Origin of the sequence: Streptomyces humi, from assembly GCF_001005085.2 — a bacterium.
Classification (GTDB): Bacteria; Actinomycetota; Actinomycetes; order Streptomycetales; family Streptomycetaceae; genus Streptomyces; species Streptomyces humi.
Genome location: NZ_LBMU02000085.1, coordinates 83,304 through 101,736, shown reverse-complemented (window position 1 = coordinate 101,736; position 18,433 = coordinate 83,304). Strand labels below are relative to the sequence as shown.

General features: G+C 74.1%; 7 protein-coding genes. 2 read left to right on the top strand and 5 right to left on the bottom strand.

Annotated features, from left to right (window positions below):
- From AAW13_RS33885 to AAW13_RS33870, 4 genes are all read right to left on the bottom strand, one after another.
- On the bottom strand, nt 1-3,023 hold a 3,023-nt coding region (locus AAW13_RS33885; RefSeq protein ID WP_240528807.1), incomplete at its 3' end, for a type I polyketide synthase.
- Nucleotides 3,024-3,114: 91 nt separating this feature from the next.
- On the bottom strand, nt 3,115-10,074 hold the full coding sequence (locus tag AAW13_RS33880) for a type I polyketide synthase (RefSeq protein WP_071659771.1): 6,960 nt from the start codon (nt 10,072-10,074) through the stop codon (nt 3,115-3,117).
- A gap of 528 nt (nt 10,075-10,602) precedes the next feature.
- The gene (locus AAW13_RS33875) at nt 10,603-13,083 is read right to left on the bottom strand and encodes a beta-glucosidase family protein (protein ID WP_046727175.1); all 2,481 of its coding nucleotides are present in this window, start codon (nt 13,081-13,083) and stop codon (nt 10,603-10,605) included.
- A 381-nt stretch (nt 13,084-13,464) separates the two neighbouring features.
- Nucleotides 13,465-15,312, bottom strand: a complete 1,848-nt coding sequence (locus AAW13_RS33870) for an RICIN domain-containing protein (protein ID WP_240528806.1) — start codon at nt 15,310-15,312, stop codon at nt 13,465-13,467.
- A 415-nt stretch (nt 15,313-15,727) separates the two neighbouring features.
- On the opposite strand from AAW13_RS33870, the gene galU reads away from it, so the two are divergent.
- A complete protein-coding gene (gene galU, locus AAW13_RS33865; RefSeq protein ID WP_046727176.1) occupies nt 15,728-16,690 on the top strand; it encodes a UTP--glucose-1-phosphate uridylyltransferase GalU in 963 nt (320 codons plus the stop codon).
- Nucleotides 16,691-16,758: 68 nt separating this feature from the next.
- Here the strand turns inward: galU and AAW13_RS33860 are convergent, their stop codons facing one another.
- Nucleotides 16,759-17,196 carry a DUF4442 domain-containing protein gene (locus tag AAW13_RS33860; protein WP_046727177.1) on the bottom strand — a complete coding sequence of 146 codons (438 nt, stop codon included), beginning with the start codon at nt 17,194-17,196 and terminating at the stop codon, nt 16,759-16,761.
- A gap of 185 nt (nt 17,197-17,381) precedes the next feature.
- Between AAW13_RS33860 and AAW13_RS33855 the strand changes: the two genes are divergently transcribed.
- Complete coding sequence (locus tag AAW13_RS33855) at nt 17,382-18,395, top strand: DUF8017 domain-containing protein (protein ID WP_046727178.1); 1,014 nt, start codon at nt 17,382-17,384, stop codon at nt 18,393-18,395.
- The last annotated feature ends 38 nt before the right edge of the window (nt 18,396-18,433 follow it).

Sequence of the window (18,433 nt, the reverse complement as noted above, 5' to 3'; positions counted from 1 at the left end):
GGGCCGGTGGGGGGAGGTGTGGGGCGTGGGGTCGCGGTCGGGGGGCGCAGGGCTGTGAGCACGGCCACCGCCGAGGCGGCGGTGTCGCGCAGGAGCGCGCTGAGTTCGGCGGCGGCCGGGATGCGTGCGGCGAGGTCGTCCAGCGGCGCCGGGCCGGTGACGGCGGGCGGGGGCGTGGTGGCCGGGACGGGCGTGGTGGCCAGGACCGGCGTGGTGGCCGGGACCGGCATGGTGGCCGGGACGGGTGTGGTGGCCAGGGCGGGTGTGGCGCCGCGCAGCTCGGTGCGGAGTGCGGTGAGAGCCGGGCCGTCCAGGGACACCAGCGCGCCGTCCAGGTCCAGCCGCACCGGGGGGCGGTGCCGTACGGACGCCGTCGTCGCGGCCGTCTCCTCCCGGGCGGGGGCCGCGGCCGCCACCGGTGCTCCCGCCGTCCACAACGCGGTTGCCACCCGGCGGAGTTGGGCCATCCCCGAGCGGTGCGGGGAGTTGGCGGCGACCGCGAGGTGGTCGCGGTCGCCGAGGACGTCACCGATCAGGGAGGCCAGTTGGCCGGGCCCGGCCTGGACGAAGGCGCGGTGCCCGGCGGCGTACAGGCCCTCGACGAGCTGCCGGAAGCGGACGGGTTGCAGCAGGTGCCGGACGAACAGCTCCCGTACCTCCGACTCGGCGGCCGGGAAGGGTGCCGCGGTGGTGCCGGACCAGACCGGCACGGCCGGCCGGTGCAGCCGGAAGCCCTCGGCGGCCTCCCTGATCGGGGTCAGGTACGGCTCCAGCATCGGCGTGTGGAAGCCGGACCGGAACGGCAGCACCTGGCACAGCACCCCGTCGGCGCGGAAGGCGCGGACGAACTCCGCCACCGCCAGGTCCGGTCCGCAGACCATGGACTGGCCCGGCGCGTTGTCGTGGGAGAGGACGATCCCGGCGTCCGCCCAGTCCTCGCGGAGGGCTGTGACGACACGGTCGGCGGGGGCGCCCACCGCGGCGAACGCGAGACCGGGGACGGTGACCGCGTCCGGGTCGAAGTCCGCCATGAACGCGTCCACCTGGGCCCCCGAGTAGAGCCCGGCGACCGCCATCGCGGTCCACTCGCCGACGCTGTGCCCGGCGACCGCGTCCGGGACCACGCCCATCCGGCGCAACGCCGAGTCGAGGAGCCGCCCCACGCCGACGACACCGAACCCATGACGGCCGACGTCGCCGACCCGCAGCTCCCCGGTGGCGGGCGCGGTGACGGTGGGGAGGCCGAAATGCGTGGCGATGTCGTCGACGCGGGGAGTGAACTCGCCTTCCAGGCCGGGGAAGACGAAGGCCAGCTTGCCGTGGGCGGTGTCGCCGAGCAGGGGGGCGGGCCGGAACCACACGTCGTTGCGGCCCTGCCAGGCGCGGCCCCTGGCGACCGCGCGGCGGGCCAGGGCGAGCCGCTTGGCGGTCGGGTCGACGACGCCCAGCCGCGCCGGTCCGGCCTGGGCGTGCGGGCGGTCGGAGGCGAGACCGGCGGCCAGCACGGCGGAGTCGTCGGCGGCGAGTGCGGCGGCCAGCCGCTCGGGAGTGCCTTCGGCCAGGAGGAGGACGCGCTCGGGCTCGCTGACCCGGGCGGCGGCGACCCTGCCGGGTGCTCCGAGCGGGTCGGTGGCCGGGGCGGGACGTCCGCCCGGTGCCTCTTCGAGCACCACGTGCGCGTTGATGCCGCCGAACCCGAAGGCGTTCACCCCGGCCCTGCGCACCGGCTGCTCCGCGGTGGTCTCCCAGGGGCGGGCCCGGTCCAGGGTGCGGAACCGGGTGGCCGCGAGGGCCGGGTGCGGGTCGTCGCAGTGCAGGGTCGGCAGCAGGGTGGCGTGGTGCAGGGCGAGGGCCGCCTTCACCAGCCCCGCCACTCCGGCGGCCGGCATGGTGTGGCCGATCATCGACTTCACGGAGCCGAGCACCGCGGGTTCGTCGGCGGGCCCGAACACCTCGGCGAGGGTAGCGAGTTCGGCGGTGTCGCCGGCCGGGGTCGCGGTGCCGTGCGCCTCCAGGAGCCCGATGGAGTGCGGGGCGGACGGGTCGAGTCCGGCGGTGTGCCAGGCCTGGCGCACCGCGTGGGCCTGGCCGGCGGGGTCGGGGTTGACGAGTCCCGCGGTCCGGCCGTCACTGGCCACGCCGGTACCGCGGATCACGGCGTAGACCCGGTCGCCGTCCCGCTCGGCGTCGGCGAGGCGTTTGAGCACGACGACGCCGGTGCCCTCGCCGATCAGGATGCCGTCGGCCTCCCGGTGGAAGGGGCGGATGCGCTGGCTCGGGGAGAGCGCGCGCAGCTGCGAGAACACGCTCCACAGGGTGATGTCGTGGCAGTGGTGCACTCCCCCGGCGAGCATCATGTCGCAGCGTCCGGCGGTCAGTTCGGTGACCGCCTGGTCGACGGCGACCAGCGAGGAGGCGCAGGCCGCGTCCACGGTGTACGCGGGGCCGCGCAGGTCGAGGCGGTTGGCGATCCGGGAGGCGGCGAGGTTGGGCACCAGGCCGATCGCGGACTCGGGGCTCGCGGGGCCCAGCCGCTCGGTGAACGCCTCCCGGACCCGGGCGAGTTGACCGGGGGTGAGGTCCGGCACCAACTCCCCGAGCGTGCGCACGAGTTGGCCCGCCGTCCGGACTCGCTGGTCGAGCCGGACCAGGCCGGGCGTGAGATAGCCGCCCCGGCCCAGCACCACACCGATCCGGTGCCGCTCGGGCAGCCGGTCCGCGCCGCCCGCGTCGGCGATCGCGGCGGCGGCCACGTCCAGGGCGATCAGCTGGTCGGGTTCGGCTCCGGCGACGGAGTTCGGCATGATCCCGTACCGGGTGACCTCCACCTCGGCCAGGCCGTCGACGAAGCCGCCCCTCCGGCAGTACACCTCGTCGGGCACGGCCGGCCCGGCCGCCGAGCCGGGCCGGTAGTAGTCCGCGTCCCAGCGCCCGGCCGGCACCTCCGTGATGGCGTCCGTGCCGTTCACCAGGTTCCGCCAGTACGCGTCGAGGCCCGCGGCGCCCGGCAGCAGCACCGCCATCCCCACGATCGCGACCGGTGTCCGCCCGCCCGCACCCGTCCCCACCGGCCCGCGACGGCCGTCGTCCGGCTTCCCGCTGTCGTCGGTCATCTCACCAGCCCGACACGGTGTAGACGACGGCCCGTGTGGAAGGCTCGCCCCACGCGAGCTCGCGCAGCAGCGCGGCGGTGCCCTCCTCGGGGTCGATCAGCCGCACCCCGCGCCGCGCGTACTCCCGGCCCAGTTCGGGGCTGACCATGCCGGTGTGGCCGCCGACGGGCGCCCACGGACCCCAGTGCACGGTCAGCGCCCGGTTGCCGGTGCGCTCCGCCCAGCCGGCGCCAAGGCTCTCCAGCGCGTCGTTGGCGGCGGCGTAGTCGGCCTGGCCGCGGTTGCCGAGGACGGCGGAGACACTGCCGAACAGGACCGCGAACCCGGGCCCTGCGGGGAGTTCCGCCAGGGCGGCGAGGAGCGTGGCGGCGCCCGTGGTCTTCGTGCCGTACACCCGCTGGAAGGACTCCGGGGTCTTCTCCGCGATCAACCGGTCCTCGATCACCCCGGCCGCGAAGACGACCCCGTCGAGTCGGCCGTGGTCGGCGTGGATCTCCTTGACTGCCTGGAGGGCGGCGTCCCGGTCCCGGAAGTCGACGGCGTGGTAGCGGACCTCGCTGCCGAGCGCGGCGAGTTCGTCGAGGGTTGCGGTGATCTCCCGCTGGGCGAGCAGCAGTTCGGCCTCCCGGTTGACGTCGGCGGGTGTCACACCGCCCCGCGCGGCGAGGGCCGCGCGGAGTTCGGCGGGGGTGCGGGCGGCGGCGGTGTCCGGGGCCTCGGGGCCGGTCGGCGCGGGTGTCCGGCCGAGCAGTTCGAGGCGGCAGCGGCAGGCGGTGGCGAGAGCGGCCGCGAACTTCGCGGTGATGCCCCGGGCCCCGCCGACCAGCAGCACCACGGAGTCCCGGTCGAGGCCGAGCGCGGCGGCCTCCGCGGCCCCCTCCGCGGCCGGTCCGGCCCCGGTGGTGCCGAGCGCGCCCAGCGGCACCTCGACCGGTTCGAGTCCGTACCGGCCGGCGGCCGTGCACAGTACGACGGGGGCCGGGCCGGGGGCGAGCAGTTCGGCGAGCAGCGCGTCGGCGACCGCGGCGGGCGCGGTGTCCTCCAGGGTCACGACCCGGGCGACGGTGTCCGGGTACTCCCGGGCGACGGTGCGGAACAGCCCGTGCAGTCCGGCCGAGCGAGCCGCGTCGTCGCCGTCGGCGGGCCGGGCGGCGAGCAGCCAGCGCGGGCCGCGGGCGAGGGCCGCGCGCAGCACGGGGAAGGCGTCCGGCAGGACGGGGGTGTCGCCGCCGGGCAGCGCGGCCAGGTACAGCACGCCGTCCAGGGGTCCGTCGGCGTCGTCGAGCAGGTGACCGGCGGCGAGGGAGATGGTCTCGGCGCCGTACTCGGCGAGCCGTTGGGCCACCTGTCCGCCGTCACCGAGCACGGCGAACCGGCGGCCGCCCAGGACGGCGGCGGGATCGACAGCGTCGTCCGGTTCCGCGAGCGCGACCGGCCGCACCACGAACCGCTTCGGCGCCTCGCCGGCCGGGATGTCGTCGAAGACCGCGGCGCCGCCGGAGGGCCCGGCACGTTCCGCCGACCGGCCCGAGGGGTCCGTCCCGAGAGCCACGACCGCCGCCGCGCCGACGCCAGGGGCGACCACGGCCGTCGCCGTACCGGCACCAGCACCCACACCGGCACCGGCGCCGCCAAGCGCACCCGCACCCGCACTGTCCGTCGCACCGACACCGACACCGCCCGCCCCGCCGACACCGGGGTTGTTCCTCGCCGTGCCGACCCTGGCCTTCAGCCATCCTGTCACCGCCGCCGCGGTGCGGGCCTTGGCCAGCTCCTCCAACTCGCTGTCCTCCAGGGCCCGGGCCGCGCCCGCGATCCCGAGCCGCTTCGCCAGCTCCCCGGCGATCTCGGCCCGTTTGATCGAGTCGATGCTCAGATCCGCCTCCAGGTCGAGATCGGGCTCGATCATGTCGACGGGGTAGCCGGTGCGCTCGCTGATGATCTCCAGCACCACCCGCTCGACCTCGGCCGGTTCCCCGGCCGGCTCCCCGGGCGCGGCTTCGAGCTCGGCGGGGGCGGGCGCCGTCCGCGGTTCGGGGGCGACCACCTCGGCGGGCGGCGGCAGCACCGGCCCGGGGGCCGCGGGCGCCTGTGCCGCCCCGAAGTAGGTGAGCAGCACATCGCGCTGGGCGGCGATCATCTCCCGGCTGGTGCGCAGGTATTCGGAGATCAGCGCGTCCCGGTCGACCGGGGTGCCGTGCGGCTGGTTCGTCGTCACAGTCGTCGTCTCCACGACTCGTCGGGCCGGCGCCAGGGCACCGGGCAGCAGGTCTCCGTCGGCGGTGCGCACCAGCTGCCCGTCGACCGTCCAGCCGGGCCGCCGGGGCGCCGGGGTCCGCAGCGCGTCCACGGCGTCGCGGCCGCGCAGCAGCCATGCGGTGCGCACCGGTACCCCGGCCACCGCCAGCCGGGCGAACGCGTCGAGCCAGCCGGGCAGTCCGCTGTCGGCGCGGGGCTCGCAGGCCACGGTGGTGTGCGGCCGGTCGCCGAGGATCTGTCCCACCAGCCGGGTCAGCACGGTCCCGGGGCCGGCCTCGACGAAGACGCGGGCGCCGGCCTCGTACATCGCCTCGATCTGGCCGGCGAAGGCGACGGGTGAGCCGATCTGGGCGGCGAGTCCGGCCCGTACGGCGTCGGCGTCCGGCGGGTAGGGGGCCGCCGTGCGATTGGACCAGACGGGGAACTCGGGCGGTCGTACGGCGTGTTCGGCGAGGGCCTCGGCGAACCGGTCCCCGGCCGTGGCCACCACGGGGCTGTGGAAGGCGCAGGCGACGGGGATGCGCTTGGCCCCGAGGCCGTGCTCGCGCAACAGCCTCACGGCTTCGGTCACATCCGGAGTGGGACCCGAAATGACTGTCTGCTGAGGCGAGTTGTGGTTGGCGAGGACGACCGGGTCCGGCGCCCCGGTGGTCCGCAGCGCCCGCTCGACGTCCCGCGCTCCGGCGGCGACGGCTGCCATGGTGCCCGGTTCGTCACCCGCGGCGGCCAGGATCGCCGCCGCGCGTTCGGCGCTGAGTTCCAGGAGGGTCTCGGGGGTGAGGGCACCGGCCGCGGCGAGGGCGACGAGTTCGCCGTAGCTGTGTCCGGCGGCCATGTCGGGGCGGACCCCTGCCGCCGTGAGCAGGGCGTGCGCGACCAGGCCGGTGATGCCGAGGGCGGGCTGGGCGGCGCGGGTGTCGGTGAGGGCGGCCCGGTGGCGCTCACGGGCTTCGTCGCCGAAGGCGGCGGGCGGGTACAGGGCGTCGGCGTGGGCGCGGCCCAGCCGGAGGTAGTGCTGGAGTTCGGGGAAGGCGACGAGGACGTCGGCGAGCATCCCGGGGCGCTGGCTGCCCTGGCCGGGGAAGAGGAAGGCGACCTTCCCGCGGTCGTCGTCGGGTCCGTCGGCCAGGTGGACCCCGGCACGCGGGTCTTGCTCCCCTGCCAGCACCTTCCGCAGTTGCCGGGCGAGTCCCGGCACGTCGGTGGCGACCACCGCCGCCCTCACCGGTTCGTGCGCGGTGTCCGAGCGGCGGGCGGCCGCCAACGCCAGGTCCCGCAACCGCCGGCCCCCGGTCTCGGCGGCCTTCAGGATCTCCTCGACGCCCCGCCGGGCGGCCCGCTCGTCCCGCCCCCGGAACAGGAACAGCTCGGCGGGCCAGGCGTCCAGGCCCTGCTCGGGCGGTACGGGGCTGTCGTACGCGCCGATCACCACGTGGAAGTTGGTGCCGCCGAAGCCGAAGGCGCTGACACCGGCGACCCGTTCGGCGGCCGGGGCCGCCCAGGGCCGGGCCTCGGTGTGGAAGGCGAACGGGCTGGCGTCCTCCTGCCAGGCCGCGTTGGGCCGCTCCAGGTGCAGGGTGGGCGGTTTGACACCGGTGTGCAGAGCCAGGGTGGTCTTGATCAGGCCCGCGAGTCCGGCGGCGCACTTGGTGTGCCCGATCTGCGACTTGACCGACCCCAGCGCACAGCCACCCGTCTCCGCGCCCGCCTCCGCGAACACCTCGCTGAGGATGGTCAGTTCGGTGCGGTCGCCGACCACGGTCCCGGTGCCGTGCGCCTCGACCAGACCGACCCGCGCCGGGGATATCCCGGCGTTGCGGTACGCGCGCAGCAGGGCGGCCCGCTGGCCCTCGGGACGGGGCGCGGTCAGGCCGAGGGAACGGCCGTCGCTGGACGAGCCGAGTCCCTTGATCACGCCGTAGATCCGGTCGCCGTCGCGTTCGGCGTCGGCCAGCCGCTTGAGGACGACGCATGCCACGCCCTCGCCGAGGGCGATGCCGTCGGCGGAGCCGTCGAAGGCGCGGGAGCGGCCGGTCGGGGACAGGGCGTGGACCGAGGAGAACAGCACGTAGTCGTTGATGCCGTTGTGCAGGTCCGCGCCGCCGCACAGCACGACGTCGCTGGTACCGGCGGTGAGTTCCTTGCAAGCGACGTCGACGGCGGCCAGCGAGGAGGCGCAGGCGGCGTCGACGGTGTAGTTGGCGCCGCCGAGGTCGAGCCGGTTGGCGATCCGTCCCGAGATGACGTTGGCGAGCATGCCGGGGAAGGAGTCCTCGGTGAGTCCGGGCAGCTGGTCCGCCAGCCCCTCGGGCACCCTGCCGTAGTACGAGGGCAGGACGGCGCGCAGGGTGGCCGCGTTGGAGAGGTCGCTGCCCGCCTCGGCGCCGAACACGACAGAGGTCCGGGAGCGGTCGAACCGCCGCCCCCGCTCGCCGTATCCGGCGTCCTCCAGGGCCCGTGCGGCTGCCTCCAGGGCGAGCAACTGCACGGGCTCTATGTGGCCGAGGGAGGCGGGCGGGATGCCGTAGCCCAGTGGGTCGAACGGGATGGGCGGCAGGAAGCCGCCCCATTTCGAGGTGGTGCTGCCGTCGGCGTGGTGGACGGCCGGGTCCCAGCGCTCCGGGGGAACCTCGGTGACCGCGTCGTGTCCGGCGACCACGTTCGCCCAGAAGGCGGCGAGGTCGGGAGCCTGCGGGAACATGCAGGCCATGCCGACGACGGCGACGTCCAGCGGGGCGGGCGCGGGAGGTTCGGGTTCCCGTTCGGGCGCCGGCCGTCGGGCCAGGAGGCCGGCCGCGCCGTCGGTCACCGCGTGGTGCAGGGCCGCGAGCGTGGTCGTCTCCGAACGCAGCACGGCGACCGCTCCGGCCATGAACATCCCGTCGTTGAGCTGACGTCGCTCGTCGACGGGTGTCAACTCGCCGCTCTCGGCGCGGTCGACGCCTTTGCTGGCGATGCGCAGCCGGCCGACGTTCAGCCGCTCCAGCTCTTCCCACACCTGCCGGTCCGGTGCCCCATCGGCCCTCAACTCGGCCTCTCTCTTGTGGTAGTTGAGGGTGAAGGGGCTGGGCACACAGCGGGTGGCATGGCCGGGCGCGGTCTCCAGGAGCGCGGTCGAGGCGGCTGCCATGACCTGGCGCTGGAAGAGGGGCCGGATCGCGCCCCGGTGCACCGCCTCCTCGGTGAAGAGGTAGGCGGTGCCCATGAGCAGGCCGACGGCGGCGCCCCTGGCGGTCAGCGGCGCGGCAAGGGCGGCGACCATCGCGGCGGAGCGTTCGTCGTGGACACCGCCCGCGAAGAACACCTCCAGTCCCTCGGCGTCCGGGAAGTCCTCCAGTACGGCGAGCTGCGCCTCCCAGAGCGGGAAGCTCGCCCGTGGGCCGACGTGGCCGCCGCACTCGGAGCCCTCGAACACGAACTTCCGGGCCCCGGCCTCCAGGAACTGCCGCAGCAGCCCCGGCGAGGGCACGTGCAGGAAGGTGCTGATCCCGGCCCGTTCCAGCGCCTGCGCCTGGGCGGGCCGGCCGCCCGCGACGATCGCGTGGCTGGGCCGCAGCTCCCGTACGGCTTCGAGCTGGGCGTTCCTGAGTTCCTCGGGCGCGAACCCGAGCACGCCGACGCCCCAGGGTCTGCCGTCCAGTGCCGCCTTGGCCTCGGTCAGCAGCTCCCGGGTGCGGGCGCCGTCCGCGAGGGCCAGCGCCAGGAAGGGCAGCGCCCCGTCGGCGGCGACGGCCGCGGCGAAGTCGGCCCGGTCGCTCACCCTGGTCATCGGGCCCTGGGCGACGGGCAGCCGGGTGCCGAGGGCGCGGCTCATCGCGGAGGTCCCGGGTCGCAGGGCCGCCGCCGCGGCGGCGCCGTCACTCCGGATCGCCGCCCGCAACTCCCTGATCGTGCGCGGTACATCACCCCAGCACTCGGCGAAGCGCGCGGCGAGGAAGCCGTCCTGGCCCACCGGCAGCAGCCGCCCGCGCGGGTCGTCGGCCCCGAGCAGCGCCGCGACCGCGGCCGGGTCGTCGGCGGGCGGGCGTACGACGTCCGGACCGCGCCGGTGCAGGACGCGATGCCCGGCCACGAGCACCGTCTCGGAGCCGTCCAGGGAGCGCAGCGCGGCCGCGGTCGCCTCGGGCAGCCGGGACTCGGCCAGCAGGGCGAGTTGGCTGTCCAGGACGACCCCGGCCGCGCCGCCGGCCACCGCGGCCGCCGCGGTGCGCGGTCCGATGCCCCCGCAGGCCCATACCGGCACGTCCAGGTCCGATTGCCCGAGCAGTTGTTGGAGGAGGACGAACGTGCTCAGCGTGCCGACCCGGCCGCCGCTCTCGCTGCCCCGGGCGATCAGTCCACGGGCGCCGGCCTCGACCGCAGCGCGTGCCGCGGCCAGGTCGGTGACCTCGGCCAGCACCCGGCTGCGCGGGGCGAGTTCGGCGACGCGCCAGGGAGCGTCGCCGGCCAGGACCACCGTGTCGGGGGCGGGGTCCAGATCGTCCGGGGTGAGCGCGCAGCCCGCGGGCACCCGCACGCCGTACGGTCCCGGCGCGGCCCGGGTCAGCCGGGCCAGCGCCTCCCGGGTTCTTCGGTCACCGCGCCCCAGGTCGAGGACGCCGAGTGCGCCGGCGGCGCAGACCGCGGTGGCGAGCCGGGCGTCGGGTTCTCCGAAAGGGGTGACACAGATGATCAGGTCGACGGCACGCACAGGGGACGTCATGATGCTCCGAATAATCGGGAGGACAGCACGGTGGGGGACTTGTGCGGCGGAGAGGTCCGGGTGAGGCCACCGGAAACTAGCGAGTTCATTACTCGCGGGTCAATAACAGGGCGGCCTTATCACGTCGGGTAGCATTGATTCGGCCAGCCGGGGAAATTCACCGCAAGAGCCGAAAATCCGAGCAATCCGATTCGGATCAGGGCCCGTCCGCCCCTGGAAGCACCGGCGCCACACCGCCACAAGCCCGTCAAAGCACCCCGGCCATTCACCCCGCACTCACCCTGGCGCAACACGCCGTGCGATGGCGCCGAGCTCTGTAAATTCGGGATGACTTCGGTCCGCTGGCTCGATCGTGGCACACCGGAAACGCGCACCGAACAGCCCTGCACGAACCTTGCACCAAGCCTGACAAAAACCTGTCGCCAACTGTATTACTTGAAATGAAACGCGCGTTGGGAAAAATTCTCGTAAACCCTTGAATCAAGCGGCCGGCGAGCGAGCGCTCACCGGCCGCCTGTTGACGGGGATTCAGTGGTGGGCGGCCTCCACGCGGGCACTGGTGCGCAGCCGCAGGTCGCCCGAGGAGGCACCGATCCAGACGGTGCGCCGTCCGGTGCCGAGGGTCCAGCGGTTCCGCCGCGCGTCCCACGACGACAGGGTGCGCGGAGCGACCCGCACGGTCACCCGGCGCCGCTCCCCCGCCGGCAGCACCAGCCGCCGGTAACCGCCCAACACCCGCACCGCCTGGTCGACTCGGAGGTCGGGTGAGCGTCCGACGTAGACCTGCGGGACGTCGACCCCGGTCCGGCGGCCGGTGTTGCGCACGGTGAACGTCACCTCCAGGCCCTCGCGTGTCCAGCGCGCCCTCGGATCGGAATAGGCGAAGGAGGTGTACGACAGGCCGTGCCCGAAGGGGAACAGGGGCCGCTCGCCCTGGGCGTCGTACCAGCGATAGCCGACGTGGATGCCCTCCGAGTACTCCTCGGTGCCGTCGACACCGGGGTAGCGGCGCGGGTCGCCGGCGACCGGGTGGTGGTCGTCGTCGACCGGGAAGGACTGGGTGAGGCGTCCGCCGGGATCGCTGTCGCCGAACAGGACGGCGGCGGTGGCGGCGGCGCCCTCCTGGCCGGGGTAGTACATCTGGAGCACCGCGCCGGTGTCCGCGAGCCACGGCATCGACGTGGACGACGAGGTGTTGAGGACGACCGTGGTGCGCGGGTTGGCCGCGGCCACCGCGCGGATCAGCTGTTCCTGGTGGCCGGGCAGGGCGAGGGTGGTGCGGTCCAGGCCCTCGGTGGCGTCCTCGTAGGCGAACAGCACGACATGGCGGGCGGCACGGGCCGCGCGCACGGCCTCGGTGACGTCCTGGGCGCGGGTGGCACCGGTGATCCGGCGCAGCCGGAACAGCAGGCCGGCGTCGCCGCCGCTCGCCGAGATCCTCAACGTATGGGCACCCGCCCCGAGTTGCAGCGTCCGGCGGCGGACGCCCAGGCCGTCGGGGGCTGTGGCGATCAGTCCACCGGAGAAGTACTCGCCGTACCCGGCCGCGAGCGGGAAGAGTTCCACGCCGTCCAGCAGGACCGTGGGTCGGGCGGTGGGCGCGGACGAGAAGTGCAGGACGAAGGTCCACTCGTCGTCCTCGGCGACGGTGAGGGTGCCGTCGTACTGCCAGGTCTGCCCGGCGGCCACCCGCAGGCCCTCGCTCTCGAAGGCCGGGGTGAGCGCGGAGCCCGGGATCGCCTTGCCGAACAGGTCCTCGCCGAGGGCATGGGTGACGGTGCCGCGGGCCCTGGCCCGGATGGCGTCGAGGGGGCTCTCGGCGTGGTCGGGGACGACGTGGGCGCTGCCGCCGCCGCTGACGAAGGGGAGGCTGCCGGTCGGCCCGACCACCGCGACACCGCCGCCGTCCAGCGGGAGGGCGCCGTGCGCGTTCCGCAGCAGGGTCGCACCGGCCTTGGCGACCTCCAGGGCCACCGCCGCGCCCGCCGCCGCGTCACGGTCGGGCCGGGGCGGGGCGCTGCCGTCGAGGAGGCCGAAGCGGTCCATCACGGAGAGGATCCGCCGCACCGCCCGGTCGACGTACTCCTCCCCCACGCTCCCGTTCCGCACGGCCGACTTGAGGGCGGTACCGAAGTAGGTGCCGTCGGGCATCTCCATGTCCAGACCGGCGGTGATCGCCGCGACGGTGCTGTGCGCGGCGAACCAGTCGGTCATCACCCAGCCCTCGAAACCCCACCGGTCGCGCAGGACATCGGTGAGGAGGGTCCTGTTCTCGCAGGCGAAGGTGCCGTTGACCTTGTTGTAGGCGCCCATGACGGCGCCGGTACCGGCGGTCACCGCCGCCTCGAATCCCCGCAGTTCGATCTCGTGCATGGTCTGCTCGCCGGCCCGCACGTCGATCGAGTTGCGGTCCTGCTCCTGGTTGTTGAGGGCGAAGTGCTTGACGGTCGCGATCAGGCCCTCGTCCTGGATGCCCCCGATCTCGGCGGCGACCACGTCGGAGGCGAGCAGCGGATCCTCGCTGAACGTCTCGAAGTTGCGGCCCGCGTACGGGGTGCGGATGACGTTGACCATCGGGGAGAGCAGCACGTCCTGGCCGAGGGCGCGCCCCTCACGGCCTATCACCCGGCCGTAACGGCGGGCGAGTTCGGGGTCGAAGGCGGAGGCGAGCAGGACGGGGGCGGGCAGGGCGGTGGCGTGCCGGGTGACCCGGACGCCGGCCGGGCCGTCGGCGAGCCTGAGCGGCGGGATGCCGAGCCGCGAGACGCCGGGCAGGTAGCCGGCCTGGCCGAGCGAGGCCGGGTCGGTCCCGCCGTGCAGCAGGGAGATCTTCTCGTCGAGGGTGAGCCTGGTGAGCAGGCCCTCGACACGGCGGCCGGCGCCGGTGCCGGGTCTGCCGGCCGCGACGGCGGACGTGAGGGGAGCGAGTCCTCCGGTGGCCGCCGCTGCGACCGCGACGGCGGACGTTATGAGGCGCAGGGTGGATCGTCGGGAGACGGTTTCGGACATGATCCGTCACTCCTTCGGTGTGCGGGCACGACGATGTGGACCGCGAGCCGCGCCCGGGCGCCGCCCGGACCGCGTTCGGCCTGTGAACGCGGCACCCGCCGCACGACCTTGACGACCCGCCGACCGCACCACCGGCGCGTCGGAAACGTAGATCCGGAGGTGACTCGTGTCAACGATCTGAACAAGAACCGCCCCGAAGCCGCCAAGACCCGAACGCGGTGCACCAGTTGACAGCACCGCCGAACCCACTCACCCACCGGACGAGCCCGACCCACCGACCAGAGGGACCAACTCACCCACCAGAGAAACCCTGCGCACCGATGCTGTGGGCCAACTCATCGACCAGGCAGGTGGACTCGTCGGCCCAGGTGGGTGGGCACGTCAGCCGAGCAGGCTTGTCGCTCCGGTCAGGGTGGCCGTGACGGCCTGCGGTACGGAGCGAAGGACGTCGTCGGCCGTCGTCGCGAGCGGGGTCGCCGGGGCGGTGTGTTCCGTGATGCCGACGGGTGTGGGCGGGACGACGGTGACGGGGCGGTCGGGGGCCCCGGCCTGCGCGACCCGCGTGCTGTACGGCTGCTCCGACCCGCCGGACGCCTCCCGTCCCGGAGCCGGGCGCGCGGGCGTCCCGGACGGCTGGTCCGGTTCCGCCGGGGGCGTCGCGGAGGGCGTGGCCCGGGGCGCCCCCGCCGGGTCGCCGCTCGCCGACTGGAGGTCCCAGCGCTGCGCGAACGAGCCGTCGCGCCGGGCCACCACCACCCGGGCGGCGTCCACGGCCAGCGCGAGGTCCCTGCGCCAGCGGAGCAGGAGCTCCCCGCGCACCGTCAGGTCGTACGACACCTCTCCCGCGTGCACCAGACAGCCGGCGACCACGACACCGCGCGCGGCCGGGTCGGCGACCAGGCAGAGGGTCGGGTCGACCGCGCTGCGCAGCATGCCGTCGTCCTGGTACGACCACTGCTGGGAGCCGGCGTCGGAACATGTGCCGAGCCGCGGTTCGGCGCCCGCCCGCACCCGTCCGCCGCGCACGTCGACGCAGAGCCCGCTGTCCAGGCTGCGCAGTCTGCCGTGCGCCACCTCCACCGGCTCCCCCACGGAGGCCGGCGACGGGGAGGCCCCGGCGGACGGATCGGCGGCGGGGCCGGAGCGGGTGGTGCCGAAGCCGGGGGCGCCCCAGGTGGTGGCACCGGGGTGCGGGACACCGTTGTCGTCGGACCAGCTCCTGGCCGCCAGCACGGTGGCGAGCAGCACGAGGGAGACCAGGCCGACGCCGAGGGCCAGCGCCTTGCGCCGGCCGCCCTCGGACACGGTGCGGTGCCGTCCGCCGGACGCGGCCGGCTGCCCCGGTCCGGCGCCGGCACCGGCTCCGGCACCGGTCGGCCACGCCTCGACGGCGGCACCGCGGCCGGGCCGCGTGTCGAGGTAGCGGCGCGCGCCCCAGCCGAGCACGGTCTCGGCGAGCAGGTGTTCAAGACCGCCGTCGAAATGGCTGAGCTGTTCGGCGGCGTACCGGCAGTACCGGCACTCCGTGAGATGCCGCTGCACATCGGGGAGCAGCGAGCCGCCCCGGCGCATGGGGACGTCGAGGAGACGGTTGTAGAAGCGGCATTCCTTCGAGGGCGCGAGTTCCCGGTGGGCGCGCACCAGGCCCGTCCTGAATTGCTCGCGGGCCTGGTCCAGAGCGGCTGTCGCGGTACCGGTGTCGACACCCAGCAGACCAGCGGGTATGTTTATGGGTTCTGCTTCGACCTCGGTGTGCCACAGAAGGCATTGCGAGGCTCCCGGAAGTGCCTGGAAAGCACGCTCCGCGAGTTGCCGCCTTTCCGGGGTCCCGGGTCTCGCGGCGCCGAGTCCACGGCCGCCGGTCGTTTTGCGCAGTTCCGGCACGACCACGGAAATGGCTTCGTCTGCGGCCCAAGCGCGGACCGTCTCCCGTACGGCCACGAGCAGCTGCGGGCGCAGGGCGCCGCCGACCGCGCCGCCGGCGAGCCGGCCGAGGACCCGTTCGAACGCGGCACTGGCGACCAGTTGCGCGGCGGGCGTGGCGGAGGCGAGACAGACGATGGCGTACTCGCAGGTGGCGCGCCAGTGCCGGGCCAGCAGCAGGGCGACGGCATGATGCCGGGCGGCGGGCTCCGCGGCGAGTTCGGCGACGAGATCGCGGTCGGACTCCCCCGGAGTCGAACCGGGGCGAGGCGGGTAAGGCGGCCGTGGGGGGTAGGGGGATTGCACTGAACCATTTCCTTCCGAGCCGCAGGACGGCATGCGAAATGGCGCCCTGACGGAATGCAGTGCCTGATTGGTGCGTACCTTTTGGAGCCCATAAGGACCGGCCGTTCGACCCGTACCGGCCTCTGGACCCTCCCGCGCGGAGGCTCACCTTCGCACACGCCCCTCACAGGAAACAAGAAGTCAGGATGACCGAAGTTCAAAGTCGAGGGAATTCAGATAAGTTACCGGCGGTATCCGCGCCCTAAGGTCATTCAGCGGCCGCGCAGGTTCAACTTGTGTGCGTCAAGAACCCGATGAGACACGAAATCTTCAACTCTCGGCACGCGTACTCGAAGCCGACGGACGCCCGCGTTCCACAGCCGTCTCCCATGTTTCTCTCGGCCCGCTCTCATCCCGGTGCACCACCATGTGCCGCATGATCGCCCCCCACTCCCCGTCACCTTCCCCCGTCCCCGCGTCCGCCCGGCCGGTGCGCAAGGCCGTCGTGCCGGCCGCCGGGCTCGGCACCCGGTTCCTGCCCGCCACCAAGGCGACACCGAAGGAGATGCTGCCGGTCGTCGACAAGCCGGCCATCCAGTACGTCGTCGAGGAGGCGGCCAAGGCCGGGCTCGACGACATCCTGATGGTGACCGGGCGGCACAAGCGGGCCATCGAGGACCACTTCGACCATGCCTTCGAGCTGGAGCAGGCGCTGGCCGCCAAGGGCGACACCGTGCGCCTGGACGCCGTGCGCGACCCGGCCCGGCTCGCCGACATCCACCACATCCGGCAGGGCGACCCGCTGGGCCTCGGCCACGCGGTGCTGTGCGCCAGGCACCACGTGGGCGACCAGCCCTTCGCGGTGCTCCTCGGCGACGACCTGATCGACGCCCGCGAGACCCTGCTCAGCAGGATGCTGGACGTCCGCGACCGCTACCAGGGCAGTGTCGTGGCATTGATGGAGGTCGACCCGTCACAGGTCCACCTCTACGGCTGCGCCGCCGTCGAGGCCACCGGCGAGGACGGGGTGGTCAGGGTGACCGGGCTGGTGGAGAAGCCGGCCCAGGAGCACGCGCCGAGCAACTACGCGGTCATCGGCCGCTACGTCCTCGACCCGCGGGTCTTCGACGTCCTGGAGCGGACCGCGCCCGGCCGGGGCGGCGAGATCCAGCTGACCGACGCGCTCCAGGAGCTGGCCGCGGGCGGCACCGTGCACGGGGTGGTCTTCGACGGACTGCGCTACGACACCGGCGACAAGGGGGACTACCTGCGCACGGTGGTCCGGCTGGCGTGTGAACGGCCGGACCTGGGGCCCGAGTTCACGGCCTGGCTGCGGGAGTTCGTGGCGGCCCTGCCGGAGGAGGAAGGGGCCGGGCGGGAAGAGAGCCGCGCCGCCTGAGCGGCCCACGCAAGGGGCCGGGCGAGGATCCGCCGCCCCTCACCCCGTCCGGCGTCCCGCGGATCGCCTCAGTTGTTCGGGCGCAGCGTCCAGACGACCGTCATCTCGCCCGTCACCGCGCCGTCCTCGCGCGTGATGGCCACGGCGACCGGGAACTCGGGCCGCTTGCCCGCGTCGAGTTCGGCGACGACGTCGGCGACCGGGCGGCCCAGGGTCGCGGTGGCCGTGACCGGACCGAGGGCGACCTTCTTGTAGGCGATCTCGGCGCTGACCGCGAGCGGCACGGCACGGGAGAGCTGGTCGCCGAAGGCGGCGAGGACGATCGCCCCGCTCGCGGACTCGGCGAGGGTGAACATCGCCCCCGCGTGCGGGCCGCCGATGTGGTTGTGGAAGTCGCCCTGGTCCGGGAGCGCCAGCACGGCCCGCTCCGGAGTCGTCTCCAGGTACTCCAGGTTGAGGGTCCGCACCATCGGGACCGTGGCGGCGAGCATCTCGCCGATCGACATCTGGTCTGCGCTCATGACGGCCATGTTACTCACGGGTAGCCGAGCCTGACCAGAGCCGGTGCCCCGCGGAAGCCCGACACCGGTCCGGCGAACCCGTACCCCACCCGCCGGGCCGGTGTTTCGGTACGCCCCCGCCGAGGTCCGGTGACCGAATCGTGTCCTGGGCGGGACTAGGGTTACGAGCCATGTGGCCAGAACAGCAGCCGCCAGGGGGCGAGCAGAACCCGCAGCAGAACCCGTACCAGCAACCGGGTTACCAGCAGCCGAATCCGTACCAGCAGCCCGGCTACCAGCAGTACCCGCAGCCGGGCGGGTACGGGCAGCAGCCGCAGTGGGGTCCCCCGGGGCCCGCCGGCACGCCGCAGGCACCGCAGGGCGGGGGCGGCGGCAACCGCACGAAGGTGGTCGCGATCGTGGCGGCCGCGGCCGTCGTGGTGGCGGCCGGCGTGACCGGTTTCCTGGTGCTCGGCGGCAAGAAGGACGACAGGGCGGACGACGGGAAGAACCAGGGGACCAGCCAGTCGCCGACGCCTTCGCATGCCGCGTCCGCCTCGTCCTCGGCCTCGGCCGACGACAACCCGCGCGGTGACGACAGCGGCGAGAAGCCGACGGTCGCGGGCTGGAAGACCGTCGTGAACCCCAAGTGGGGCACGGCCTTCGACGTGCCGGCCGACTGGGAGGTGCTCACCTCTGGCACGTCCGTCGGCTTCGAGGACAAGGCGGGCAAGCCGATCATCACGATGTCGGCGCCCGCCCAGTACAAGTCCAAGTGGTGCACGAGCGACGACGACAAGGACGGCAGGTCCGAGGACACCGCGCTCGCGGCGGTCGGCACCAAGGGCGAGAGCGGCGCGAAGACCCCGGGCGACGCGGCCGTCCGCGAGGTTCCCTGGTGGGTGTACGGCGGCTACACGTATCCGGACAAGAAGAGCATCGGCTACGACAAGAAGGCCACCGCCTACACCACCGCCTCGGGCCTCAAGGGCGCCTACGCGTGGGCCCGTTCGACCAACACCCCGGACAAGGGCAAGTGCGCGAGCGACGGCAAGGCGATCACGTTCGGCTTCGAGAACTCGGCCGGGGACCTGGTGTCCTGGGACTTCTACGGCGCCAAGGGCGTGAACGGCGAGGTCCCGACCGCGACGATCATGAAGATCCTCAGCACGGTCCGGCTGCACGGCACCCCGACGGGGGGCTGACCGGATCAGGGGCTTGACGGCCGGCACACGGTTTGGCA

Excerpts from the sequence above, each read along its gene's own strand:
- AAW13_RS33860 (WP_046727177.1), bottom strand. The coding sequence starts at position 17,196 with ATGTCGATCGGCGAGATGCTCGCCGCCACGGTCCCGATGGTGCGGACC.
- galU (WP_046727176.1), top strand. The coding sequence starts at position 15,728 with ATGATCGCCCCCCACTCCCCGTCACCTTCCCCCGTCCCCGCGTCCGCC.
- AAW13_RS33875 (WP_046727175.1), bottom strand. The coding sequence starts at position 13,083 with ATGTCCGAAACCGTCTCCCGACGATCCACCCTGCGCCTCATAACGTCC.
- AAW13_RS33855 (WP_046727178.1), top strand. The coding sequence starts at position 17,382 with ATGTGGCCAGAACAGCAGCCGCCAGGGGGCGAGCAGAACCCGCAGCAG.
- AAW13_RS33880 (WP_071659771.1), bottom strand. The coding sequence starts at position 10,074 with ATGACGTCCCCTGTGCGTGCCGTCGACCTGATCATCTGTGTCACCCCT.